We start from the raw sequence: 25,122 nt of genomic DNA on the forward strand, positions 1-25,122 counted from the left end.
AGTAGGCTCTAACTAAACCAAGCAAAATAATGGTTCTACGTTAGATGAGTCAAAACCCAATTCCTCAAGCCACATCGCCTCTTTCGGTGTGGCTTGATTATTTAACCCATATTCATTCCTCTGCCATCGACCTCGGTCTTGATCGCGTTCAAGCGGTCGCTCAAAAAGCCAACCTAACCAAACCCGCACCGACCGTGATTACGGTAGCCGGCACCAATGGCAAAGGCTCCACTTGCGCGCTCATGGAAGCCATTCTGCTCGAAGCAGGCTATTCGGTGGGTGTGTACAGTTCGCCTCACCTGATTCGCTACAATGAGCGAGTACGTATCAACGGCCAAGATGTACCGGATGAGCAACACACGCAAGCGTTTGATTTTGTCGAGCAGCAACGTGGCGATATCACACTGAGTCTCTTTGAGTTTGGCACCTTAGCGGCCCTGCGCATTTTCCAAACCGAGCAGGTCGATGTGGTGCTGCTGGAAGTCGGCCTTGGCGGTCGCCTCGATGCAACCAACGTGGTTGATCACGATGTTTCTGTGATTACCAGCTTAGCCATAGATCACGTCGACTGGTTGGGCAGTGACATCAATGTCATTGGCTTTGAGAAAGCCGGTATTTACCGTTCGGGAAAACCGGCGATCTGTGGTCAACCGAAACCGCCAGCCACTGTGGCAGCGCATGCCGATGACATCGGCGCGGAATTCCATCAAGTCGGTATTCAATTTACGTATGACAAAGTGAGCGAGGCGCGCTGGCAATGGCGCAGCGGCTCGTTTGAACTGACGGATCTGCCGTTGCCCACCTTGCCTCTGCCAAACGCAGCGACGGCATTGATGGCGCTGGGCTGCTCTGGGCTTGAAATCAGTGACGTCAATATTGTTGATGGGCTGAAAAAAGCGACGCTGGCAGGACGCATGCAGAAAATCAGCGATGCGCCCACCATTTTACTGGATGTTGCCCACAACCCACATTCGGCTGAATACCTGGTGTCTCAGCTCAAGCTGCGTTTCCCCGGCCAAAGCGTGCATTTGGTGGTCGGCATGTTGCATGACAAAGACGTGAAGTCGACCCTTGCGATTTTGAAGCCCGTGGTCAAACAATGGTATCCCGCCTCCTTGAGTGGCCCGCGTGCCGCCAGCGCCGAGGAGTTGTGCCAATACCTTGAGGCGTCGCAAACGCGCTACGCCAATCCGGTTGCGGCATTTGAAGCGGCGTTGACACAAGCGCAAGCGGACGATGTCATAGTCGTGGCCGGCTCTTTCCACACGGTGGGTGAAGTGTTGGAGCATTGGCAAAACAGCAATCCGTCTTAAATCCTAGGGAGTATCGATGGCGAGTAAATTTCAAAGCCGTTTGGTTGGTACCATCATTCTTGTTGCCATCGGGGTCATCGTGCTACCGGATGTGCTGGATGGTAAAAAACTACACTACAAAGAAGAAATGGCCAGTATTCCGATCAAGCCTGAGCTTGAGAGCGAAGTGGAAAAATTTGAAGTGTTGGACCCGGTGGAAGATCAAGTCGCCTTGCCGGATTCGCCGGTGACTGCGGTGGATACCGCGCCAGCGAATCCGGCGTCGTCAACGACACCACAACCGAGCAAACCGCTGGCGACGGCGGTGCGAAATGTCCCTGAGAAAAATGATTATCAGGACAGCGCGTGGATTATTCAGCTCATGGCACTGAAAAATTCTGAGAATGCGAAGAATGTGGTGGCCGATCTGCAAAAGCGGGGCTATCAGGCTCATACCAAACAAGAAAATGGTTTTACTCGAGTGATTATCGGTCCGGACGTTTCGAAAAGTAAGCTGGAAAAACAGTTACTGGAATTAGAGAAAATTACCGGCGCGAAAGGTCAATTGCTCAAATTTAAACCACTAAACCCTTAAGAAAACGTTTGCGTCGCGTATTTTTCTGTTAAAATGCGCGCCAACTTAGAATGTAAGAACTCATGAATTGGTTAGATATTGTCATTTTAAGTGTGATTGGTTTGTCTGCACTGATCAGTCTGGTTCGTGGCTTTGCGAAAGAAGCCTTGTCCTTAGTGATATGGTTTGGAGCGTTTTACATCGCTTCGGAATACTACGCCAAGCTGGCGGTATACTTTACTAACATTAAGGATGACATGTTTCGCAACGGAACGGCGATTGCCGCGCTGTTTGTCGCAACATTGATTGTGGGCGCGATCGTGAACTACGTGATTTCGCAGTTGGTGCAGAAAACCGGGCTATCAGGTACAGACAGAATTCTCGGCGTCGTCTTTGGCGCACTGCGTGGGGTTCTGATTGTGGCAGCGGCCTTATTTTTTATGGATGCGTTTACCGCATTCCCAAGCTCTGAGTGGTGGAAGAGTTCGCAATTGGTACCGGAATTTAGCCGAATCATTGCGCCGTTCTTCGAGCACTTACAAGCAACATCAAGTTTTCTGTCTGGCGCGATTTAAGCGCCAGCTATTGTCGCAAATCGAGGATTAGGACATGTGTGGTATTGTTGGAATCGTGGGTACAACGCCTGTAAACCAGTCAATTTATGACGCGTTAACGGTATTGCAGCATCGTGGCCAAGATGCCGCTGGTATTTGTACCATAGAAAGCAATCGTTTCCGTCTGCGTAAAGCGAACGGTTTAGTGAAGGATGTCTTTGAAGCGAAACACATGCAGCGCCTTCAGGGCTCCGTCGGGATCGGACACGTTCGTTACCCAACCGCAGGCAGCTCAAGCGCCTCAGAAGCTCAACCTTTCTACGTCAACTCGCCATTTGGTATCACCCTCGCTCACAACGGCAACCTCACCAATGCCAACGAAGTTCGCCAGAAACTGTTTGAAAAAGACCGTCGCCACGTCAACACGACTTCTGACTCAGAAGTGCTGCTGAACGTCTTGGCGCACGAGATTGACACCGTGAAAGGCAACGTGACAGCAGAAGACGTCTTCCGCGCGGTGGCCAATGTACACCGTGCGATTCGTGGTGCTTACGCGGTGACTGCGATGATCATCGGCCACGGCATGATTGCATTTCGCGACCCACACGGTATTCGCCCGCTCTGCCTAGGTAAACGTGAAATCAACGGACGTACGGAGTACATGGTTGCTTCTGAATCGGTAGCACTCGATGCCGTTGGTTTTGATTTCATGCGTGATGTTGCGCCGGGTGAAGCCGTGTATGCGACGTTTGACGGTGAACTGTTTACCAAGCAGTGTGCGGACCACCCCGTGCTGAATCCATGTATTTTTGAATTCGTTTACTTCGCGCGTCCTGATTCGTTCATTGACAAAATTTCCGTGTATAGCGCACGTGTTGAAATGGGTAAGAAGCTCGGCGATCGCATCAAAGCCAACTTCCCAGAACTCGACATCGATGTGGTGATTCCAATTCCAGAAACATCATGCGATATCGCGCTGCAAATCGCTCAGGCGCTGGATAAGCCCTACCGCCAAGGTTACGTGAAAAACCGTTACGTGGGTCGTACGTTTATCATGCCGGGCCAACAACAGCGTAAGAAATCAGTGCGTCGTAAACTCAACACCATTCGTTCAGAGTTTAAAGACAAAAACGTTCTGCTGGTGGATGACTCGATTGTTCGCGGCACAACCTCAGAGCAGATCATTGAGATGGCGCGTGATGCCGGTGCGAAGAAAGTGTACATGGTGTCTGCGGCGCCTGAGATTCGCTTCCCGAACGTTTACGGCATCGACATGCCAAGTGCGAATGAACTGATTGCACACGGTCGTGACAACGAAGCCATCTGTAAACAAATCGGTGCGGATGCACTGATCTTCCAAACGTTGGATGATTTGGTTGACGCTGTGCGCGCAGGCAATCAGGACATCGCCAAGTTTGAAACCTCGGTGTTTAACGGCGAGTACGTGACGGGCGACATCGATCAGCAATATCTGGACTTCCTCGAGTCAATGCGCAGCGATGACGCGAAGACGGAACGTGAAATTCAGCAAGAGCTGGCTAACCTCGAATTGCACAACGAAGGCGCGTAATTCGTTGTCTGCTTAACATTCGTTTTGAACATGAAAAAGGCTTCCCGAGGGAAGCCTTTTTTGTATCTCATGGTTCGCTGGAAACTACAGCACCATAGCGGCCAACCAGCCAAATGCGATTAATGGCAAGTTGTAGTGAATAAAGGTCGGAACCACGGTTTCCCATATGTGCTCGTGTTGCCCGTCGGCATTCAAGCCCGACGTTGGACCGAGGGTGGAATCCGATGCTGGCGAGCCCGCATCACCGAGTGCAGCGGCGGTACCAACCAAGGCGATGGTCGCCATCGGTGAGAAGCCAAATGCCAGACAGAGCGGGACGTAAATAGTCGCGATAATTGGAATAGTCGAGAATGACGAACCAATCCCCATGGTCACCAACAGGCCAACAACCAGCATCAGCAGCGCCGCCAGTGGCTTGTTATCCCCAATGCTGGTGGACAGAGACGACACCAAGGTTTCCACGCCGCCAGTCTGTTTCATGACTGCGGCAAACCCTGCGGCTGAAATCATGATGAAGCCGATCATCGCCATCATGTGTACGCCTTTGGTAAAGACGTCGTGCGTTTCTTTCCAAGCAATCACGCCACCAAACGTAAACACCATGAAACCGGCCAGCGCACCGATGATCATCGAGCCGGTGGTCAACTGCACGGCCAGTGCCGCCAAAATACCTAGGCCAGCAACGAGGATGTGCTTCTTGTTGATCGCCGTGGTTGATTCATTGACGACGGTTAGCTCGGTCTCTTTGTATACGCGTGGTTTGCGGTAAGAGAAAAAGACCGCTACGAGCAGGCCAAATACCATGCCCAAGCCCGGCAGTAGCATCGCCATCGGAACTTGGCTCGCGGTGACGCTTTCTAGGCCGTTGTCGCGTAGGTTTTTCAGCAAAATGTTGTTTAAGAAAATACCGCCGAAACCCACGGGTAACACCATGTATGGGGTGATCAAACCAAAGGTCAGTACACACGCGATCATACGACGGTCAATGCCCAGACGTGCAAACACGCTCAGCAGCGGCGGGATCAGAATTGGAATGAAAGCAATGTGGACCGGAATAATGTTTTGGGAAGACATCGCCATCAGCAGCAAAGCCACGATCACAACATACTTCATTCCGGTTGAGGCTGCCGCACTGTGTCGGCCATGAATGCGTTTGATGACGCTTTGAGCCAGCAAATCGGTGACACCCGATTTCGAGATGGCCACAGCAAAAGTACCTAGCATTGCGTAGCTTAGTGCGATGGTGGCGCCACCACCTAAACCACTTTCAAATGCGGCAACGGTGTCGTTGAGGCTCATACCAGCAACCAGACCCCCAACGATGGCACTAAACGTCAGTGCAACGACGACGTTTACGCGCATCAGGGCCAGGACCAGCATGACACAGACAGAAATGACTACAGGGTTCATATACTTCTCGGTCAGTTGTGTTTACTTATTATTAAGGTTATGGTCGTCGGCCAATGGCCAGCCGCCAAGAGCTTTCCATTGATTGACGATGCCGCAGAACAGCTCTGCGGTTTGCTGAGTATCGTAAAGTGCAGAATGGGCTTCACGATTGTCGAACGCCATCCCTGCTGCTTTGCAGGCTTTAGCCAGTACGGTCTGACCATAAGCAAGACCGCTCAAAGTTGCGGTATCAAAAGTAGCAAATGGATGGAAAGGGACTCGTTTGAGTTTACAACGTTCGCTGGCGGCCATCACAAACCCATGGTCGAACGCTGCGTTGTGCGCCACAATAATGGCACGGCTGCAATCGGCGGCCTTCTGTTCTTTACGAACTTGTTTATAGATCTCTTTCAGGGCGTGTTCTTCGCTGACGGCGCCGCGTAGCGGGCTGAAAGGGTCATAAATGCCGTTGAATTCCAGCGCCGCTTTTTCAAGGTTGGCGCCTTCGAAAGGTTCGACATGAAAGTGAATTGTCGAAGCAGGGTGTAAATCGCCGTTTTCATCCATGGCCAATGTCACTGCGCAAATCTCAAGCAGAGCATCAGTTTGAGGGTTGAATCCTGCGGTTTCTACATCGATTACGACTGGAAAATAGCCGCGAAAGCGCTTTTTCAGAGTCAGAGCTTCATTAATGTCTGTCATGTGATCCCTAGCTTATGTGATAGGGGCAGCATTATTGCAGATTCTCATCGTGAGCAAAACCAAATAGGTGGATTAAAGCGCAATTAAATTTGTGCTTTGACGGGTGATATTCAAGCCGATTCATTCATATTTCGTGCGGATTTATGCGTTGAATGAGAAAAGGCGGGAAACGCAGGGTGCACGTCTCTGATTTGACAGAAAATCAGCGTACTATCGAGTGGAAATGCACGAAGTATGCCTCGATGGATGTCACCTTGGCGAGGTTTTTGCATCTTCGAGTTAGAAATCAATAAGGCGGCAAAATATCGTCATTGCCGCTGAACGCGTGAAGAGAAGTAAATCCTTATGAATAAATGGGTTGTAAGCAGTTTTGTTGTACTGAGTGCCTGTTCCTCATTTGCCGCTTCGGCACTGGAAAAGCGCTACGTGGCAACACCACAACAGTCAAGTTGGCAAATGGCGACCAATACGCCGCTCGAATGCCGACTGGTGCATCCCATTCCAAATTATGGTGAGGCGGTGTTTACCTCGCACGCCAGCAAAAAAATTAACCTCGATTTCGAACTCAAAATGCGTCGCCCGATGGGGGAAACCCGCAATGTGAGTTTGGTGTCGATGCCGCCTGTATGGCGACCGGGTGAAAGCGCCGATCGAATCACCAACATCCAGTTCTTTAAACAGTTTGATGGTTATGTCGGTGGTCAAACGGCGTGGGCCTTGCTGAGTGAGTTGGAGCAAGGGCGTTACCCGACGTTCAGTTATCAGGATTGGCAAAGCCGTGATCAGCGCATTGAAGTGGCGCTGTCTGCGGTGCTGTTTCAGCCGCAATACAATGCGTTCAGCGATTGTGTAGCGAGCCTGCTGCCCTACAGCTTTGAAGATATTTCATTCACCATTTTACATTACGATCGCGGCGACAGCGTGGAGCTCAACAAAGCATCACAAAAACGTTTAGCGCAGATTGCCGAATACATTCGTTATAACCCAGATATCGATTTGGTCTTGGTATCAACTTATACCGATTCGACGGATGGCAGAAATGAGAGTCAGAGTTTATCTGACAAACGTGCAGAGTCATTGCAGAAGTATTTTGAATCGCTCGGATTGCCGTCTGATCGCATTCAAGTGCAAGGGTATGGCAAGCGCCGCCCGATTGCCGACAATGCATCGCCTATCGGTAAAGACAAGAACCGCCGCGTGGTGATTTCGCTCGGTCGCACACAAGTCTAAACCGTGTGGTACATCCCCCGTGAATCGGGGGATGACACTGCCTTAGTGCAAGCGAAACTTGGCAATCAAGTTGCAGGTCGAGGCGGAGTCGATGTCTTTCACCAGCCTGGCCAGCTCGGGATTCGGGTGACGTTTCATAAATTCAACCAGCGCTTTCTTGCAGCAGCCAAGTGAATCCACAAACGCTTCGCAGCTCGGGTTTCCACATTGCGGGATTAGCGTCAGGATACGTTCCGACGCCAGTTCGAGGTATTTCAACTCGTATTGGTCATCGCCGATCGTGCGCCAGAATCCGGCCATGTTATGGCACGAAATCACCGAGATCATCAGTCGGTCTTCCAGCTCAATCTCTTCTGCCACGCCAATGCGATCGCTCAGTGTCAGGGCTTGTTGGTAATGGAGAATGCTGCGCAGATGATCCGCTTGTTGCATCGCGATATCTGCTAGTAAGGTGTGTTTTTCCCACTCTTTGATGGTCATCGGTCAATCCTCATGCGCCTGAATAGGTTTAATTTAAATGATAATTATTATCATGTAAACCATGTGAATTGCGGGGAAATACAACAAAACCGCCAGAGCGGCGGTTTTGAAAGGTGTGCGCGTAGGGAGAATTAACCCTCTAGGCCCGCGTTAGCTTGTTTGTTTTGGAGCAGCTCAACCATGTAACCGTCAGGATCTTTTACAAACGCGATGTGTGTCGAACCGCCTTTGACTGGGCCCGGTTCACGCGTCACATTACCACCGGCGGCTTTGATGGCGTCGCAAGTGGCGTAAATGTCGTCTGCACCGATGGCGATATGGCCATACGCGTTGCCGAGGTCGTAGCTTTCAACGCCCCAGTTATACGTCAGCTCGATCACGGCTGCTTCTGATTCGTCACCGTAGCCCAAAAATGCCAGTGTGTATTTGTATTCGGCATTTTCGTTTTGACGTAGCAATTTCATGCCCATCACTTGTGTGTAGAACGCGATCGAACGGTCAAGGTCGCCAACGCGCAGCATGGTATGAAGAATACGATTGTTTGACATAATGGACTCCTAGCTTTCCGGGTAAACTTTCTCTTTAAATTCGCACAGGTCTTCAATAATGCAGCTGCCACAACGAGGCTTACGTGCCACGCAGGTATAACGGCCATGCAGAATTAACCAGTGATGGACATCGAGTTTGAACTCTTTCGGAACCACTTTCAGTAGCTTCGCTTCCACTTCATCGACGTTTTTTCCGACCGCAAACTTGGTGCGATTGGACACGCGAAAAATATGTGTATCGACGGCGATGGTTGGCCAGCCAAAGGCGGTGTTGAGTACCACGTTGGCGGTTTTGCGTCCCACACCGGGTAGGGCTTCTAGCGCTTCGCGGTTTTCCGGCACTTCGCCTTGGTGTTGGTCAAGCAGAATGCGGCAGGTTTTGATGACGTTTTCTGCTTTGGAGTTAAACAAACCGATGGTTTTGATGTATTCCTTGACCCCGTCAACGCCCAAATCCCACATCGCTTGAGGGGTGTTGGCGACGGCATAAAGTTTGTCGGTGGCTTTATTGACGCTGACATCGGTGGCCTGCGCTGACAGCAACACCGCAATCAGCAGTTCAAACGGTGTGTTCCAGTTGAGCTCGGTCTGCGGATGGGGATTGTTTTCCCTTAATCGCTGCAGTATTTCGACACGCTTGCTGTTATTCATGGTGATTCATTACTTCCTTGAAACCGCAGCCGCAGGGGATGCTGCGGCTGTTGGCTTTTTTATACGTTGGTCACGCGCACCCGTTCGATCGCGGGCTTTTCTTGTTTTGGCTGGCGAGATGCCAGCTGTTTATCAATGATGTTTTTGGCGGCAATCAAAAAGCCGACACCGATGAAGGCGCCTGGTGGCAGCAGTGCCAGCAGGAAGCTGTTATCAAAGTGAAAAATTTCGATTCGCAGCACTTTCGCCCAATCTCCGAGGAGCAAATCTGCGCCGTCAAACAGGGTACCATTGCCGATCACTTCACGGAGTGATCCTAAAACGACCAACACGGAAGTCATGCCAAGGCCCATCCAGAAGCCATCTTGCGCAGAGGGCAGGACGTCGTTTTTCGACGCATACGCTTCAGCGCGGCCAATGATGATGCAGTTGGTCACAATCAGTGGAATGAAGATACCCAGGGACAAGTACAAACCGTAGGCGTAAGCGTTCATCAACAATTGTACGCAGGTCACCAGTGCCGCAATGATCATCACAAAGACTGGAATACGCACCTCTTTGGGGACGTAGTCGCGCACCAGAGAAACGGTCACGTTGGAGCTGACCAAAACCAGCAGGGTCGCGATTCCTAAACCGAGTGCGTTGGTCACGGTGGAGGAGACGGCGAGCAGCGGACACAAGCCCAACAGCTGTACCAACGCCGGGTTGTTATTCCACATGCCATTTTTAATCAGCGTTTTATGATCACTCATTGTGTTCACCTCCGCAGTTTAATGGTTGCTTGAAGATGTCGTCACGGTGCTGGTTCACGTACTGCGTGGTCTGCTTCACAGCTTTCACCACGGCACGCGGGGTGATCGTCGCCCCAGTGAATTGGTCGAATTGGCCGCCGTCTTTGCGTACACGCCATTGACCTTCATTATCTTCTGTCACTTGTTTGCCAGTAAAACCAAGAATCCAGTTGGTAATTCGCAAGTCGATTTTGTCACCCAACCCCGGTGTTTCCTGATGCGCGAGCACGCGCGTTCCCGTAATCGTGCCGTCGTTGCGAATCCCGACGATGATCTTAATCGCGCCGTTGTAGCCATCCGGTGCGATGGATTCAATGGCTAATACGTTGGGTTCACCGCCCAGCGTGCCGAGATACACTGGCATGGGTTTGTTGCTGCCGAGCAGCGGATCACTCACCAGTGTACACGTTTGAGACAGGGCATTGTCATGCAGCTTCGGCGGGACGACCTGATTGAGCACCGACAATAGCTGTTTATTTTCTTGCACTTTGATCTGACTTTCGGTCAGGTAGTGCGTGAGCGCAACCACGCCGGTGGACGCACAGGCAAACACAGCAAGGACCAGACCGTTTTTTCGAATAGCGGCTAACATAATGCTCCTTAGTGTCCGTAAGTACGAGGTTTGGTGTAGTAGTCGATCAGTGGAACGCACATGTTCGCGAGCAGCACCGCAAACGCGACGCCATCAGGGAAGCCGCCCCAACTGCGAATAATAAACACCATGGCACCAATGAATGCGCCGTAAATCAGGCGTCCTTTGGTGGTGGTCGATGCGGTGACCGGGTCGGTGGCGATGAAGAATGCGCCTAACATGGTTGCGCCTGACAACAGGTGCATGAGTGGCGAAGCGGTGGTGCCGGGTGCGAACAACGCCATGAGCAGGCTAGTCACAACCAAGCCGCCCAAAAATGCGGCAGGAATGTGCCAGTTGATCACGCGCAGTTTAACCAGAATCAGACCACCGACTAAATACGCCAAGTTCACCCATTCCCAACCCAGACCGGCAATGCCGCTGAATTGTGGTTTCGCCATGGCTTCAGACATCGTGTGTCCGGCACGCAGTGACGTTTTAATCGAATCCAATGGCGTTGCCATGGTCATGCCATCGATGCCAGTCCGAATTTGTTGCAAGGACAAACCATCAACATTAAACCCAGTGAAGATCAGTGAAAATGAGTCCACCAATGAAATGGGTTCCGGTGCCAATTCCGACGGCGCAATCCAGCTGGTCATCTGCACTGGGAAGGAGATCAGCAACACCACATAAGCAATCATCGCCGGGTTAAACGGGTTTTGTCCCAAACCGCCGTAGAGGTGTTTGGCGATTAAAATCGCAAAAACCAACCCAATCACCACGACCCACCATGGTGAAAGCGGTGGAATCGCGACAGCCAACAGCCAGGCTGTCACAATCGCGCTGTAATCACGCAGCGCAAAACGCACCGGTCGGCGGCGCAAGAGCATGACGCCTGCTTCAAACGCCATGGCGACCACTATCGCCAAGAGTAATTGAATCAAGGTACCAAAACCAAAGAAATAACTTTGGGCCAACAGACCGGGCAGGGCGCAGATTGCGACCCATTTCATCATATCGGCAGTACTGCGTTTCGTCCGCGCATGTGGGGAGCTGGCAATGAAAAACGCCACTAGTCGTTCTCCTCAACGTTATTTGGGGTTTGATTCTCGGCTTGCTGCGCGGCTTTGCGCGCCTTGGCACGAGCAATGGCGGCAGCCACGGCGGCTTTCTTTGGATCGCCGGTAGGTTCTTCAACCGCTGGCGCTTCAACGGGCGCGTGGTCAACCGCAGGCTTGTCGCTGGCCTCTTGCTGTGCAGCTTTGCGCGCTTTGGCGCGAGCAATGGCAGCGGCCACGGCAGCTTTCTTTGGATCGCCGGTAGGTTCTTCAGCCGCTGGCGCTTCAACGGGCGCGTTGTCAACCGCAGGCTTGTCGCTGGTCTCTTGCTGGGCAGCTTTGCGCGCTTTGGCGCGAGCAATGGCAGCGGCCACGGCGGCTTTCTTTGGATCGCCGGTAGGTTCTTCAGCCGCTGGCGCTTCAGCGGGCGCATTGTCAACCGCAGGCTTGTCGCTGGCCTCAGGCTGCGCGGCTTTGCGCGCTTTGGCGCGAGCAATGGCAGCGGCCACGGCGGCTTTCTTTGGATCGCCGGTAGGTTCTTCAACCGCTGGCGCTTCAGCGGGCGCATTGTCAACCGCAGGCTTGTCGCTGGTCTCTTGCTGGGCGGATTTGCGCGCTTTGGCGCGAGCAATCGCGGCGGCCACGGCGGCTTTCTTCGGATCGCCGGTAGGTTCTTCAGTCGCTGGCGCATTGTCAACCGAAGGCTTGTCGCTGGCCTCAGGCTGCGCGGCTTTACGCGCTTTAGCGCGAGCAATGGCAGCGGCTACGGCAGCTTTCTTTGGATCGTCTGCAGGTTCGTGAGTCGCTGGGTCTTGCGTCATCGGCGTCTCACTGGACTCAGGCTGCGCGGCTTTACGCGCTTTGGCGCGAGCAATCGCGGCGGATACAGCGGCTTTTTTCTCGTCGCCCGAGTTTGCCACATCACCGGTGTCGGCTTTTTCTGCTTTCCGTTCGCGCGCCTGACGTTTGCGTTCTTCACGCAGCTTCGCCATGTCGCTATTGTCGGGTTCAGTTGCGCCAGCCTTCGCCGCTTCAGCCTGTTTGGCTTTGGCTTTGGCAATCGCTGCGGCTACCGCAGGTTTGACGGGCGCATCGCTGGTTTCGTTTTGTGCTTTTTGCGCTTTGACGCGGGCGATGGCGGCGGCAATTGCGTCTTCGCCACCACTTTGTTGCATCTCTTTGCGGCGATCGTCTGCGGCTTTCTTAAAGCGGTTTTCACGTTCGGCTTTTTCACGTTCCATGCGCGCTTTTTTCTCTTCAAAGCGCAGTTTGGCCCGTTCAGCGGCTTCCGCTTCCCATTGACGGTTTTTGATTTCTGCTTTGGATTGACGGTAGTACTGAACCAGTGGAATTTCACTTGGACACACGTAAGCGCAAGCGCCACACTCAATGCAATCTTTGAGGTTGAGCTCTTCGCATTTGTCATATTCTTCGGCCTTTGAATGCCAGTACAACTGCTGCGGCAGCAGAGACGCCGGACAAGCGTCCGCGCATTGGCCGCAGCGAATGCAGGCCATCTCGTAATCGTGCTGAGGAATTTCGTTGCGGCTTGGCGCCAGAATGCAGTTGGCAATCTTCACGATCGGCACGTTGGCGTGGGGCAGCGTAAAGCCCATCATCGAACCGCCAAGGATCAAACGCGGTAACTTTTTGTCCGCTTGATAACCAAATTCATCGAGCAGCGATTGCACGGGCGTGCCGAGGCGAACCCAAACGTTCCGTGGTTGAGTGAAGGTCTTTCCTGTCAGCGTTACCACGCGGCGAATCAACGGTTCACCGTCGACCACAGCACGTTTGATGGCCTGAATGGAGCCGACGTTTTGCACGATGACACCAATGTCGGCGGAGTGCTTACCGGCGGGCACTTCCAGATCGGTCAGCAGTTTAATCAGTTGTTTCGCACCGCCGGACGGATACTTGGTCGGAATGGCGCGAATCACAATGTCTTTGCCTTCCGCGGCCAGTTGCAATGCTCGAATGGCTTCCGGTTTGTTGTCTTCGACGCCAATCACGGTCAGCTTCGGTTGCAGAATGTGTTCGACAATCCCGATGCCATCGATAATCTCTTGCGCGTGTTCGCGCATCAGCGCGTCATCGGCGGTAATGTACGGTTCACACTCCGCGGCGTTGACGATAAAAATCTCAACGCGGGAGAGGCCAGACTGAATCTTCTTTGCCGTGGGGAAACCCGCTCCGCCGAGGCCCGCGATCCCCGCATTGCGGATGATGTCGATCAGCTCTTCGGGTTGGGTTTGGGTGTAGTCGGCAACCGGATGGCGTTCACACCATTGGTCTTTGCCATCTGGGGTGATCACCACGCACAGCTCGCTTAACCCTGATGGATGCGCGACGGTGCGAGGTTCAATCGCGCTGACGACGCCAGACGTGGGCGCATGCACCGGCAGCATGAATGTGGTTGAAAATGAGGTCAGGGGTTGACCTTTCAGCACATTGTCGCCGACCTGTACCAACAAATCACCCGATTTACCGATGTGTTGTTTCAGTGGCAGTACATACTCATGCGCTAAGCGGGCTTCGACGAGCGGCGTTTGAGTCGACTGAACTTTATTTTCCGGCGGATGAATGCCTCCCGGGAAGTCCCAGAGATAGCCGGTTCGAATTTTATCGATTAATGACAACATACCAGTCCTTAACTCGCACTCTTCTGAGAAGTCTCGGCATTGGCCGATGAAGAATGGGTAACATCAACAACAGGAATCGCGTTCATTTGCCACTTCCAGGTATCCGTCGTGGTTTTTATGGGAATCATTTCAATACAATCGGTCGGGCACGGTGCCACACATAAATCGCAACCGGTACATTCATCCTTAATGACGGTATGCAGTGCTTTGTTGCCGCCGACAATGGCGTCGACCGGACAGGCCTGAATACATTTGGTGCAGCCGATGCACATGTCTTCATGAATAAAGGCCACGGTTTTGACGTTGTCGTCCAGATCGTGCGCCGATTCTTGAACCTCAACGCCCATCAAATCCGCCAGTTTTTCGATGGTCGCTTGGCCACCGGGCGGGCATTTGTTGATGGCGTCGCCATTGGCAATCGCTTCGGCGTATGGGCGACAACCCGGGTAACCACACTGACCGCATTGGGTTTGTGGCAAAATGGAATCAATTTGATCGACGATGGGATCCGCTTCCACTTTAAAGCGAATGGACGCGAAACCGAGTATGGCACCAAAGACGGCAGCCAGTGCAGCCAACACGAGGACGGCGATTAAAATCGTACTCATTACAGTTTCACCAGACCGGTAAAGCCCATAAAGGCCAGCGACATCAGACCTGCGGTGATCATCGCAATCGAAGCGCCTTTGAACGGCGCAGGCACATCGGCAACGTGAATGCGTTCACGCATCGATGCGAAGAGAATCAGAACCAGAGAGAAGCCCACGGCGGCGCCGAAACCATAGATGATCGACTGAATAAAGTTGTGGTTTTCGTTGATGTTCAGCAGCGCCACACCCAACACGGCACAGTTGGTGGTGATGAGGGGCAAGAAGATACCGAGTAAGCGATACAGCGTTGGGCTGGTTTTGTGCACCACCATTTCGGTGAATTGAACGACCACTGCGATCACGAGGATGAAACTCATGGTGCGTAAGTATTCAATGCCGAGAGGGCGAAGGATATAGCTTTCAACCAGATACGCGCACACAGACGCGAGCGTTAGAACGAAAGTCGTTGCTAACCCCATGCCAATTGCAGTTTCCAGCTTCTTTGAGACGCCCATGAAAGGACACAAGCCCAGAAACTTTACCAGTACAAAGTTGTTGACTAGCACGGTGCCGACCAACAACAAAAGATATTCGGTCATAGTTATTACGTTCTTAAAATCCGATCCCGATATTATCGTGTTTTGTGACACCAATAACAACCAGTGAACGGTGTGGTTTTAGCTTCACCGACGAAAAACATCGGTTTTGGCGCGTATCGTCGTCGAATGTCGACCCGTTGATATTGTGATTTGAGCAGGGCTGAGGGAAGCGCTGGAGGGGTGTTTGTGGCGATGAGGTTATGTGGCAAGGCAAAAAAGCTCGCATCCGCCAGGTAGGACAGGGATGCGAGCAAAGCGTTTGACGATCGGTCTTGTTATCCGTGATGTGTGTGGCCGATCGCGAACAGGCGGTTAAAGCTTGTTCGTGAACGTTCGAGTGATGACGTCTTGTTGTTGTTCACGGGTCAGTGAGTTGAAACGCACGGCATACCCTGACACGCGGATAGTTAACTGCGGGTATTTGTCTGGGTGTTCAACCGCATCCAACAACATCTCACGATTCATGACGTTGACATTCAGGTGTTGTCCACCTTCCACCATCGCAGCGTCACCATGGGCTTCGTGGTGGAAGTAACCATCCATCAATGCTGCCAAGTTCTGCTTCTGTGCGGCTTCATGTTTGCCAAGCGCATTGGGCACAATGGAGAAGGTGTAGGAAATACCATCTTTTGCGTAAGCAAATGGCAGTTTTGCCACTGAGCTCAATGATGCGACTGCGCCTTTTTCATCTCGACCATGCATCGGGTTAGCGCCGGGGCCAAACGGCATGCCTGCACGGCGGCCATCCGGTGTGTTGCCGGTTTTTTTACCGTAGACGACGTTGGACGTGATGGTCAGGATCGATTGGGTCGGAACGGCTTCGCGATAGGTGTGCATCCGCTGAATTTTCTTCATAAAGCGTTCCACCAAGTCGCATGCGATGTCATCGACACGTGCGTCGTTGTTGCCAAATTTTGGATAGTCGCCTTGGATGTCGAAATCGACCGCAATACCTTCTTCATCACGAATCGGCGTCACGGTGGCGTACTTGATGGCCGCGAGAGAGTCTGCCACAACTGAGAGTCCAGCAATGCCACAGGCCATGGTGCGATACACATCGCGATCCATCAGTGCCATGAGAGATGCTTCGTAGCTGTAGCGGTCGTGGGAATAGTGAATGATGTTTAAGGCGGTGACGTATTGGGTGGCGAGCCAATCCAATGTGCTGTCAAAGCGGGTCATCACTGCATCAAAATCCAACGTGGCGTCTAGCATTTTCTCGGTGGCTGGCGCGACTTGCGCTTTGGATTTTTCATCCACACCGCCGTTGATGGTGTACAGCAACGCTTTGGCAAGGTTTGCACGAGCGCCAAAGAATTGCATGTGCTTGCCCACGATTTGCGGGCTGACGCAACAGGCGATGGCGTAATCATCGTTGTTAAAATCAGGTCGCATTAAATCGTCGTTTTCGTATTGAACAGAAGAGGTTTCAATCGAAATCTTGGCCGCGTAATGTTTGAATGCCGCTGGCAGTTGCTCTGACCACAAAATCGTCATGTTAGGTTCAGGTGCAGGCCCCATGGTGTGCAGCGTATGCAGATAACGGAATGTCGTTTTTGTCACCAATGTGCGGCCATCAACGCCCATTCCCGCCATGGCTTCTGTCGCCCAAATCGGATCGCCTGAGAAAAGGGAATCATATTCTGGCGTACGTAAGAAACGCACCATGCGCAACTTCATAATAAAGTGGTCAATCAGTTCTTGCGCTTGTGCTTCAGTGATCACCCCTGACGCCAAATCGCGTTCCAAATAGACGTCTAAGAATGTGGATGTCCGTCCCAGAGACATCGCCGCGCCATTTTGTGATTTCACGGCAGCGAGGTAACCAAAATAGGTAAACTGAATGGCTTGTTGCGCGTTTTTAGCTGGCAAAGACATGTCGATGCCGTATTTCAGCCCCATCTGGCGAATGTCTTCCAGCGCATGAATTTGGTCGGCAAGTTCTTCGCGCAAACGCAACATTTTTTCTAAATCAGCACTGTGTTCAAGAAACGTTTGTGTGGAATCGAACTGCGCTTTCTTGTCGGCTTTTAGGAAGTCGATACCGTACAAAGCAAGGCGGCGGTAGTCACCAATGATGCGGCCACGACCATAGGCATCGGGCAGGCCCGTGATGATGCCAGATTTACGGCAAGCGAGAATGTCTTTGGTATAGAGATCGAAACACGCGGTGTTGTGCGTTTTGCGATAGTCGGTAAAGATTTTCTCAACGGTCGGATCCAGTTCACGGCCATACACTTCGCACGATTTTTTCACCATACGAATACCACCATTGGCAATGATGGCGCGTTTGAGCGGTTGGTCGGTTTGCAAGCCGACAATCTTTTCGAGCGCTTTATTGATATAACCGGCGTCGTGAGAGGTGATGGTTGACGGTAAATCTGTATCGAAATCGATTGGAGCGTGCGTTCGGCTTTCTTCTTTGATGCCTTCGAGGATTTGGTTCCAGAGTGTTGAGGTTGAGTGGCTCACATCAGCCAAGAAGGACTCGTCTCCTTCGTACGGGGTGTAGTTGCTCTGAATGAAATCACGGGTATTGACCGAGTGCTGCCATTCACCGGCAGTAAACCCAGCCCATGCGTCGAGCATATCAGTGGTCGGAATAGTCATAAATAAATCCCTAAGTTATTGATAAATAGAATGGAGGCGACGAGTGGACGGAACCATTCTTAACCACTAAAATCGTATGGATTTAATCGGTATGAGTAAAATGAATGCTTTTCATTTTTTAAATGATTTTTGTGCATTAATCTTAAAAACAGATGGTTATATTCGTTTTTATGCAAAAAATGATGGCTGGGTGACAAGACAAGATGGGTGAGGGCACGTGGCCGTATGGTTAGTGTCAGCGGGATTCAGCTGGGATTGACTCGGGGGCGGAAAATGTCATCGAGACATGCTCTCTGTTTTCGACGAGATAAAACGAAGAAAGCCCAGCGATTGATTCGCTGGGCTTTCGAATTTGGCTCCCCCTGCAAGACTTGAACTTGCGACATACGGATTAACAGTCCGCCGTTCTACCGACTGAACTAAGGGGGAATTGCTGAATGCGGGGCGGATGGTAGCGAGCTGAGATTGGTGTGTCAACCTTTGCGGCTGAAAAATCGGCGAAAAAAATTTCTTCGAAACGCTTTACTTTTCTGTACCCCTTACAGGATATGCGCTTGATTTACTTATCCACTAAATTTGTGGATAAGTGTGTTAATGAATCTTGAGCAATTATATTTTTTAGACCACGTGTGACTAAATTGCACGATGCAATCGATTTCCATTTGTGGCTATTGGGTTGGTTTTATTGGTTTTTTCTTAATTATCCACAGAAGATCTAACTGAGTAATTGAATGGTAATGGATGTTAAATTGAGGTTAAATTTAGAAAAACTGGGGAAAACCCGTGGATTATTTTTTAGGAGAAAAGGAGCCGGACGGCAGATAGGGCTGAGAATAATACCAAAGTCATTTTTTAGAAGCCAATACTATTTCAATTTTTTACGCGATCGAAAGCACAAGCTGACCGTATGTTGATGAAGGCATTGAGGATTGGTCGATTCGTCGCCACAAGCGGAATATTTGCTTGCCTTTGGTGGGGACGTAAAGCGACAATAAACTGTATAGATACCCAGGCATAATGAGGACGACATGAGCAAAGCATTTGAATTGGTCTCCGAGTATCAACCTTCTGGTGATCAGCCCGAAGCCATTCGACAACTGTTAGACGGCGTCGATGCGGGTTTGGCTCACCAGACGCTACTTGGGGTAACGGGTTCAGGGAAAACATTTACCTTAGCGAATGTGATCGCGAAAGCGCAGCGTCCGACGATTTTGCTGGCACCGAATAAAACCTTGGCTGCCCAGTTGTATGGCGAGATGAAAAGTTTCTTTCCGAACAATGCGGTGGAGTATTTCGTCTCTTATTACGACTATTACCAGCCTGAAGCGTATGTGCCCACCACCGATACCTTTATCGAGAAAGATGCGGCGGTCAACGCCCACATTGAGCAGATGCGTCTGTCGGCCACCAAAGCACTGTTAGAACGGAAAGATGCGATTATCGTGGCGTCAGTGTCGGCGATTTATGGTCTGGGTGACCCGGATTCTTATCTGAAAATGATGCTGCATTTGCGCCGTGGTGATGTGATTAATCAGCGTGACATGCTGCGTCGGCTGGCGGAGTTGCAGTATTCACGCAACGATGTGGCATTTGAACGCGGTCAGTTCCGTGTACGCGGCGAAGTGATTGACATCTTCCCGGCAGAGTCAGACCAAGATGCCGTGCGCGTGGAGATGTTTGATGATGAAGTGGAGTGCATCAGTATTTTTGACCCGCTGACGGGGGCGATTAAGCAGCGCGATCTGCCTCGTTTTACGGTTTATCCTAAAACCCACTATGTCACCCCGCGTGAGCGTATTCTGGAGGCGATTGAGCACATCAAAGTGGAGCTGGCATCACGTCGCCAATACTTGCTCGACAATAATAAGCTGTTGGAAGAGCAACGTATTTCGCAGCGCACTCAGTTTGATATCGAAATGATGAACGAGCTGGGATTCTGCTCGGGGATTGAAAACTACTCGCGATATCTCAGTGGCCGTTCGGAAGGCGAGCCGCCTCCGACTCTATTTGATTACCTACCTCACGATGGGTTATTGGTGATCGATGAATCCCACGTGACGGTGCCACAAATTGGCGCGATGTATAAAGGTGACCGTTCCCGGAAAGAGACGTTGGTGGAATATGGTTTTCGTCTGCCATCGGCACTGGACAACCGCCCCCTGAAATTTGAAGAGTTCGAGGCGTTAGCGCCGCAAACCATTTTTGTCTCGGCGACGCCAGGCAATTACGAGTTGGAAAAATCGGGCAACGACATCGCCGATCAAGTGGTGCGTCCGACTGGTTTGCTTGACCCTGAATTGGAAGTTCGCCCAGTGGCGACTCAGGTTGATGATCTGTTGTCTGAGATTCGTATTCGTGCCGCGAAAGATGAGCGAGTGCTGGTGACGACGCTGACCAAACGCATGGCGGAAGATTTAACCGAATACCTGCATGAACACGATGTGAAAGTACGTTACCTGCACTCAGACATCGATACTGTGGAGCGGGTGGAAATTATTCGTGACCTGCGTTTAGGGCTGTTTGACGTGTTAGTGGGCATTAACTTACTGCGTGAAGGTCTGGATATGCCAGAAGTGTCGCTGGTGGCGATTCTGGATGCCGATAAAGAGGGTTTCTTGCGTTCGGAGCGGTCATTGATTCAGACCATCGGCCGAGCAGCACGTAACTTAGAAGGTCGAGCGATTTTGTACGCGGACAACATCACCAAGTCGATGAAAAAAGCGATGGATGAGACGAACCGCCGTCGTGAAAAACAACAAGCGTACAATGAATCCATGGGCATTCAACCCCAAGCATTGAAACGTAATGTGAAAGATATCATGGAGTTGGGGGATATCACGAAATCGCGTAAACAGCGCACCAGCAAAGTTGTGCCATTGGCGAAAGTTGCGGAAACGTCAGCCAGCTACGATACTATGACACCACAGCAGTTGGAAAAAGAGATCAACAAACTCGAAGCTCAGATGTACAAACATGCACAGGATTTGGAGTTTGAATTGGCAGCGGAAAAACGTGACCAACTTGAGGCATTGCGCCAGCAGTTCATCGTCAACAGCTAAAAAAATAGCCAATAGAAACGGTTCTATTGGCTGTTATATCGTGAATATCATATTCACTAACAACGTCAGTTGGCTAGGTGACCCTCTCGGGTCAATTCAATAAAAGCATATTCTGTGCCAGTTTGTATCTGTGTGATTCTAAGAAAATTCTGACATTATTTTTACGGTAATATGGCTTTGAATTTGCAAAATGCAACTTCAAATGCGACTATTAAGCAAAATGCAAACGATAAATGGCTAGGTTATGCAATTAAATGATATTCATCATAAAGCGAAATATTTGCTGATGGTCGAAGACACGGCGTCGGTTGCGGCGTTGTATCGTTCGTACCTGACACCGCTCGAGATCGATATCAACATTGTCGGAACGGGACGTGAAGCGATCGAGAGTATCGCCCATCGCGAGCCGGATCTGATCCTCCTCGATCTGCGCCTGCCAGACATGACGGGTATGGACGTCTTGCACGCGGTGAAACAGCGTTCACCGGATGTGCCGGTGATTTTTATGACGGCTCACGGCTCTATTGATACCGCCGTCGAAGCCATGCGCCACGGCGCGCAAGATTTCCTCATCAAACCGTGCGAAGCCGACCGTTTGCGTGTGACGGTCAACAACGCCATTCGCAAGGCAAACAAACTCAAAAACGAGACCGACAATCCAGGTAATCAGAATTACCAAGGGTTCATTGGCAGCAGCCAGACCATGTTGGCGGTGTATCGCACCATCGACTCTGCGGCCACCAGTAAAGCGAGTATTTTCATTACAGGCGAAAGTGGTACCGGCAAAGAGGTGTGCGCCGAAGCCATCCATGCGGCCAGCAAGCGCGGCGACAAGCCGTTCATTGCCATTAACTGTGCGGCCATTCCCAAAGATCTGATTGAAAGTGAGCTGTTTGGTCACGTCAAAGGCGCGTTTACTGGCGCGGCGACGGATCGTCAGGGCGCGGCAGAACTGGCCGATGGCGGCACCTTGTTCTTGGACGAGCTGTGTGAAATGGATTTGGATCTGCAAACCAAGCTGCTGCGCTTTATTCAGACCGGGACCTTCCAGAAAGTCGGATCGTCTAAAATGAAGAGTGTGGACGTGCGTTTTGTGTGTGCGACCAACCGTGACCCTTGGAAAGAAGTGCAAGAAGGGCGTTTTCGTGAAGACTTGTATTACCGTCTGTACGTGATTCCGTTGCATTTGCCCCCTTTGCGTGAGCGCGGCGATGATGTGATTGAAATCGCGTATTCACTACTGGGGTACATGTCGAAAGAAGAAGGTAAAGGCTTTGTACGTTTGGCGCCAGATGTCGTTGAGCGCTTCAAACAGTACGAATGGCCGGGGAACGTGCGCCAGCTGCAGAACGTGCTGCGCAACGTGGTGGTGCTTAATGAAGGGCGTGAAATTGCGCTGACAATGCTGCCGCCACCGCTGAACCAATTGAGTGACTCACGCATCAATGTCCCGAAAGCCAGCCCGGCGCCGGTGTCGGTGCATGAAATTTTCCCGTTATGGATGACAGAAAAGCAGGCGATCGAAAAAGCAATCGAGGCCTGTGATGGCAATATTCCGCGTGCTGCGGGCTATTTGGATGTCAGTCCATCTACCATCTACCGCAAGCTGCAAACCTGGAATGAAAAGGTGCAGGAAAAGGAAAAGTAAGCGCACATGGAACTGATGAATCTCAGCAAGATTGATAATCTGGCCCAAGAAATTGGTGAAGAAAACGTCCCGGTATTGGTGGAGATTTTCTTAGGTGAACTCGATACTTATCGCAACAATCTCAGTGATGTCACCTTTGGCGATAAGCTGGAATATCTCAAAGAAATTAGCCACGCTCTGAAGAGCAGTGCCGCCAGTTTTGGTGCGGATCAATTGTGTGCGAAAGCGATTGATATTGACAGTCGCGCGAAGCTGGGAAGTACCATTGATGCAACGCTGGATACGGCCATGATGATTGACCTTATCCAGCATACACGCCAGAGCTATGCGCAGTTAATTGCTTAACTGCTCTTCAATGGCTTTACGCAGTTTCACCCGGTCGTGACGCCAGTCGCGGTTGGGTGATGCTAAATCACGGGTGACGCAATTCCAGTCACTGTCTAAATCCGCATGCGCTTCATCCCCCAGAACCACATCAATTTTTCGACCATGACAGGCACGCTCGCACCACTCGAGCTTTTGGCGCAGCGTCATGCGACCTGCGGGGCCATATTCAGGCGATAAGTTTTCCACGAAAATCAGTTTCGCGTGGCGATTGTTTTCGATGGCCTGACCGAGTTCAGGGAGCAGCAGCGGCGGCATAATACTGGTGAGAAAACTACCAGGGCCCAGAATGATCGCATCAGCTTCAGACAGCGCGACGATCCCTTCACGCGTGGCCGGAACTTCAGGTTCAAGATCCAGACGACGTAAATCCTGCTGCATTTCATCCACGCTGGTTTCGCCGGTCACCCATTTGCCATCCATCGACAGCGCTTTGAGATCAGACGGGTGCTCGGACATCGGGACGATATTCACATCCACTTTCAGCATGCTGCGGATCAAATTGATCGCTTCCAGCGGGCGAACGGACAGATGATCCAACGCCGTGAGCATCAAGTTGCCCAAATTATGGCCATCCAGCTCGCCGGCGCCTTTGAAGCGATATTCGAACATCATCGAACTGATCGACGGTTCGGTGATGAGCTGATTGATGCAGTTACGGGTGTCGCCCCACGCAATACCGCCTTGGCAATGACGAATGCGCCCGGTGGATCCGCCGTTGTCGGTGGTGGTGACGATGCCTGTGGCATTGGCACCAAACACTTTTAACGCAGCCAACATGCGTCCTAAACCGTGGCCACCGCCAATTGCGACCACTTTTTTGTTTTGATACAGAGTCATCTCTCTTCTTCTTATATTTTTACAATCCGCTACAATTTAGAGGATACGATTTATATCTCATAATGATTTCGGGGTAATTTGAGTAACACGCAAGTTTTTTTCGCGTTTACACTGGAATCCCGCACTCTTTTTAAGTATTTTACCAAGCAGCTGCTAATGAGTAACCCATAACGTGGGCGCATTAGTTGCCATTACTCCGAGCTTATTCAGCTAAGTCCTGCGGTAGGATATGGTGAATAAGCCAGTGGTTTCGAGCCACAAGGGCATAGTTGGAAATGGTTATGCCTCCCGTGTTTGGAAAGGTGTGACGTGGCGCAACAATTTGAAGATAGTTTTCAGCGTAAGTTCTACTATTTACGCTTATCGGTTACAGATGTCTGTAACTTTAAATGCACTTATTGCTTACCTGATGGGTATCACCCGTCGGGGAATAAGAATTCCTCTTTTTTAACCCTGCCGGAGATCAAACGTGTTGTGAATGCGTTTGCTACGTGTGGGACCTCCAAAGTGCGCATTACGGGCGGTGAGCCCTCTCTACGCAAAGACTTTACTGACATTATTCATACGGTGGCATCGACCCCGGGTATTCAAAAAGTGGCGACGACCACCAACGGTTATCGCATGGCGAAAAGTGTTGAAGAGTGGCAAGCGGCGGGCTTAACCCATATCAATGTCAGTGTCGACAGCTTAGACCCGCGCATGTTTCACCAAATTACCGGCGAAAACCGTTTTCATCAGGTGATGCAAGGCATCGACCGTGCATTTGAAGTCGGCTATGAGCAGGTCAAAGTCAACGTGGTGTTGATGAAGGACCTGAACGCGCTGGAACTGCCTCAATTTCTCAACTGGATTAAACATCGTCCGATTCAACTGCGTTTTATCGAATTAATGCAGACCGGCGAAATGGACGATCTGTTCAACCGCCATCACGTGTCAGGCACGGCGATTCGCAATCAACTGATTGCTGATGGGTGGATCCTCAAAGCGCGCGCCAACAACGATGGTCCGGCGCAAGTGTTTGTGCATGCCAATTACCAAGGTGAAATTGGCCTCATCATGCCGTACGAGAAAAACTTCTGTACCAGTTGCAATCGCCTGCGCATCTCTGCGCTTGGCAAGCTGCACCTGTGTCTGTTTGGCGAGCACGGTGTTGAGCTGCGCGATCTCATGCAAGATGACGGACAACACCAAGCCTTGATTGAGCGTATTCAAGCCCAACTGCAAACCAAATCGGTCAGCCACTTCCTGCATGATGGCAATACCGGAATGACGCCGCATCTGGCGTCAATTGGCGGTTAACTCTCTTTTTCTGCTGGGCTCACGGGCCTGGCCGACAA

General features: G+C 51.3%; 22 protein-coding genes, 1 tRNA gene and 1 riboswitch. Of the genes, 9 read left to right on the plus strand and 14 right to left on the minus strand.

The window, feature by feature from the left end; all coding sequences use genetic code 11:
• Positions 1-44 precede the first annotated feature (44 nt).
• The 4 genes from folC (at position 45) to purF (ending at position 3,990) form a co-directional block, all read left to right on the plus strand.
• Entirely contained in the window at positions 45-1,313 is a 1,269-nt protein-coding gene (folC, locus tag ACS18Q_RS04080) for a bifunctional tetrahydrofolate synthase/dihydrofolate synthase (protein WP_441257412.1), read from the plus strand.
• A 16-nt stretch (positions 1,314-1,329) separates the two neighbouring features.
• The gene (locus ACS18Q_RS04085; RefSeq protein WP_004726660.1) at positions 1,330-1,887 is read left to right on the plus strand and encodes an SPOR domain-containing protein; all 558 of its coding nucleotides are present in this window, start codon (positions 1,330-1,332) and stop codon (positions 1,885-1,887) included.
• A gap of 62 nt (positions 1,888-1,949) precedes the next feature.
• A complete protein-coding gene (locus tag ACS18Q_RS04090) occupies positions 1,950-2,441 on the plus strand; it encodes a CvpA family protein (protein ID WP_004726659.1) in 492 nt (163 codons plus the stop codon).
• Between the two features lie 34 nt (positions 2,442-2,475).
• The gene (gene purF / locus ACS18Q_RS04095) at positions 2,476-3,990 is read left to right on the plus strand and encodes an amidophosphoribosyltransferase (protein WP_014205532.1); all 1,515 of its coding nucleotides are present in this window, start codon (positions 2,476-2,478) and stop codon (positions 3,988-3,990) included.
• 84 nt (positions 3,991-4,074) lie between these two features.
• Here the strand turns inward: purF and ACS18Q_RS04100 are convergent, their stop codons facing one another.
• The gene (locus ACS18Q_RS04100; RefSeq protein ID WP_038151368.1) at positions 4,075-5,400 is read right to left on the minus strand and encodes a Na+/H+ antiporter family protein; all 1,326 of its coding nucleotides are present in this window, start codon (positions 5,398-5,400) and stop codon (positions 4,075-4,077) included.
• Positions 5,401-5,421: 21 nt separating this feature from the next.
• Positions 5,422-6,081 carry a ribonuclease T gene (rnt, locus tag ACS18Q_RS04105; RefSeq protein ID WP_004726656.1) on the minus strand — a complete coding sequence of 220 codons (660 nt, stop codon included), beginning with the start codon at positions 6,079-6,081 and terminating at the stop codon, positions 5,422-5,424.
• Between the two features lie 345 nt (positions 6,082-6,426).
• Between rnt and motY the strand changes: the two genes are divergently transcribed.
• The gene (gene motY, locus ACS18Q_RS04110) at positions 6,427-7,311 is read left to right on the plus strand and encodes a flagellar protein MotY (RefSeq protein ID WP_004726655.1); all 885 of its coding nucleotides are present in this window, start codon (positions 6,427-6,429) and stop codon (positions 7,309-7,311) included.
• Between the two features lie 42 nt (positions 7,312-7,353).
• Here motY and ACS18Q_RS04115 read toward each other — a convergent pair whose 3' ends face one another.
• From ACS18Q_RS04115 to ACS18Q_RS04165, 11 genes are all read right to left on the minus strand, one after another.
• A complete protein-coding gene (locus tag ACS18Q_RS04115) occupies positions 7,354-7,791 on the minus strand; it encodes a DUF2753 domain-containing protein (RefSeq protein ID WP_004726654.1) in 438 nt (145 codons plus the stop codon).
• A gap of 131 nt (positions 7,792-7,922) precedes the next feature.
• Positions 7,923-8,339: a lactoylglutathione lyase gene (gene gloA, locus ACS18Q_RS04120; RefSeq protein WP_441257413.1), complete on the minus strand. Its 417-nt coding sequence runs from the start codon at positions 8,337-8,339 to the stop codon at positions 7,923-7,925.
• Positions 8,340-8,348: 9 nt separating this feature from the next.
• Positions 8,349-8,990: an endonuclease III gene (gene nth, locus ACS18Q_RS04125; protein WP_004726652.1), complete on the minus strand. Its 642-nt coding sequence runs from the start codon at positions 8,988-8,990 to the stop codon at positions 8,349-8,351.
• 59 nt (positions 8,991-9,049) lie between these two features.
• Positions 9,050-9,742 carry an electron transport complex subunit E gene (locus ACS18Q_RS04130; RefSeq protein ID WP_004726651.1) on the minus strand — a complete coding sequence of 231 codons (693 nt, stop codon included), beginning with the start codon at positions 9,740-9,742 and terminating at the stop codon, positions 9,050-9,052.
• On the minus strand, positions 9,735-10,373 hold the full coding sequence (rsxG, locus tag ACS18Q_RS04135) for an electron transport complex subunit RsxG (protein ID WP_004726650.1): 639 nt from the start codon (positions 10,371-10,373) through the stop codon (positions 9,735-9,737). The genes ACS18Q_RS04130 and rsxG overlap by 8 nt, the downstream gene beginning before the upstream one ends.
• Positions 10,374-10,381: 8 nt before the next feature.
• Entirely contained in the window at positions 10,382-11,428 is a 1,047-nt protein-coding gene (rsxD, locus tag ACS18Q_RS04140; RefSeq protein WP_441257414.1) for an electron transport complex subunit RsxD, read from the minus strand.
• On the minus strand, positions 11,428-14,055 hold the full coding sequence (rsxC, locus tag ACS18Q_RS04145; RefSeq protein ID WP_441257415.1) for an electron transport complex subunit RsxC: 2,628 nt from the start codon (positions 14,053-14,055) through the stop codon (positions 11,428-11,430). The genes rsxD and rsxC overlap by 1 nt, the downstream gene beginning before the upstream one ends.
• Positions 14,056-14,063: 8 nt before the next feature.
• Entirely contained in the window at positions 14,064-14,663 is a 600-nt protein-coding gene (gene rsxB / locus ACS18Q_RS04150; RefSeq protein WP_441257416.1) for an electron transport complex subunit RsxB, read from the minus strand.
• Positions 14,663-15,244: an electron transport complex subunit RsxA gene (gene rsxA / locus ACS18Q_RS04155; protein ID WP_004726646.1), complete on the minus strand. Its 582-nt coding sequence runs from the start codon at positions 15,242-15,244 to the stop codon at positions 14,663-14,665. Before rsxA ends, rsxB begins: the two co-directional genes overlap by 1 nt.
• Before the next feature lie 312 nt (positions 15,245-15,556).
• The gene (gene pflB / locus ACS18Q_RS04160; RefSeq protein ID WP_441257417.1) at positions 15,557-17,854 is read right to left on the minus strand and encodes a formate C-acetyltransferase; all 2,298 of its coding nucleotides are present in this window, start codon (positions 17,852-17,854) and stop codon (positions 15,557-15,559) included.
• Between the two features lie 353 nt (positions 17,855-18,207).
• A tRNA-Asn gene (locus ACS18Q_RS04165) sits at positions 18,208-18,283 on the minus strand.
• Positions 18,284-18,882: 599 nt separating this feature from the next.
• On the opposite strand from ACS18Q_RS04165, the gene uvrB reads away from it, so the two are divergent.
• The 3 genes from uvrB to luxU all read left to right on the plus strand — a co-directional run bounded on the left by uvrB (position 18,883) and on the right by luxU (position 22,906).
• Positions 18,883-20,913 (plus strand): excinuclease ABC subunit UvrB, encoded by a 2,031-nt coding sequence (gene uvrB / locus ACS18Q_RS04170; protein ID WP_055466263.1) that lies wholly within the window; start codon positions 18,883-18,885, stop codon positions 20,911-20,913.
• Positions 20,914-21,157: 244 nt separating this feature from the next.
• Positions 21,158-22,561, plus strand: coding sequence for a quorum-sensing sigma-54 dependent transcriptional regulator LuxO (gene luxO, locus ACS18Q_RS04175; protein WP_004726643.1), 1,404 nt, complete (start codon positions 21,158-21,160; stop codon positions 22,559-22,561).
• 6 nt (positions 22,562-22,567) lie between these two features.
• Positions 22,568-22,906, plus strand: a complete 339-nt coding sequence (luxU, locus tag ACS18Q_RS04180) for a quorum-sensing phosphorelay protein LuxU (protein ID WP_004726642.1) — start codon at positions 22,568-22,570, stop codon at positions 22,904-22,906.
• Here the strand turns inward: luxU and ACS18Q_RS04185 are convergent.
• Positions 22,895-23,785 (minus strand): YvcK family protein, encoded by an 891-nt coding sequence (locus tag ACS18Q_RS04185; protein ID WP_441257418.1) that lies wholly within the window; start codon positions 23,783-23,785, stop codon positions 22,895-22,897. The two genes, luxU and ACS18Q_RS04185, sit on opposite strands and share 12 nt — an antisense overlap.
• A 182-nt stretch (positions 23,786-23,967) precedes the next feature.
• A riboswitch (molybdenum cofactor riboswitch) is annotated at positions 23,968-24,106 on the plus strand.
• On the opposite strand from ACS18Q_RS04185, the gene moaA reads away from it, so the two are divergent.
• Positions 24,095-25,084, plus strand: coding sequence for a GTP 3',8-cyclase MoaA (moaA, locus tag ACS18Q_RS04190; protein ID WP_441257419.1), 990 nt, complete (start codon positions 24,095-24,097; stop codon positions 25,082-25,084). Its footprint overlaps the riboswitch before it by 12 nt.
• The last annotated feature ends 38 nt before the right edge of the window (positions 25,085-25,122 follow it).

This window comes from Vibrio sp. Vf1514, from assembly GCF_052076135.1.
Taxonomy (GTDB): domain Bacteria; phylum Pseudomonadota; class Gammaproteobacteria; order Enterobacterales; family Vibrionaceae; genus Vibrio; species Vibrio furnissii.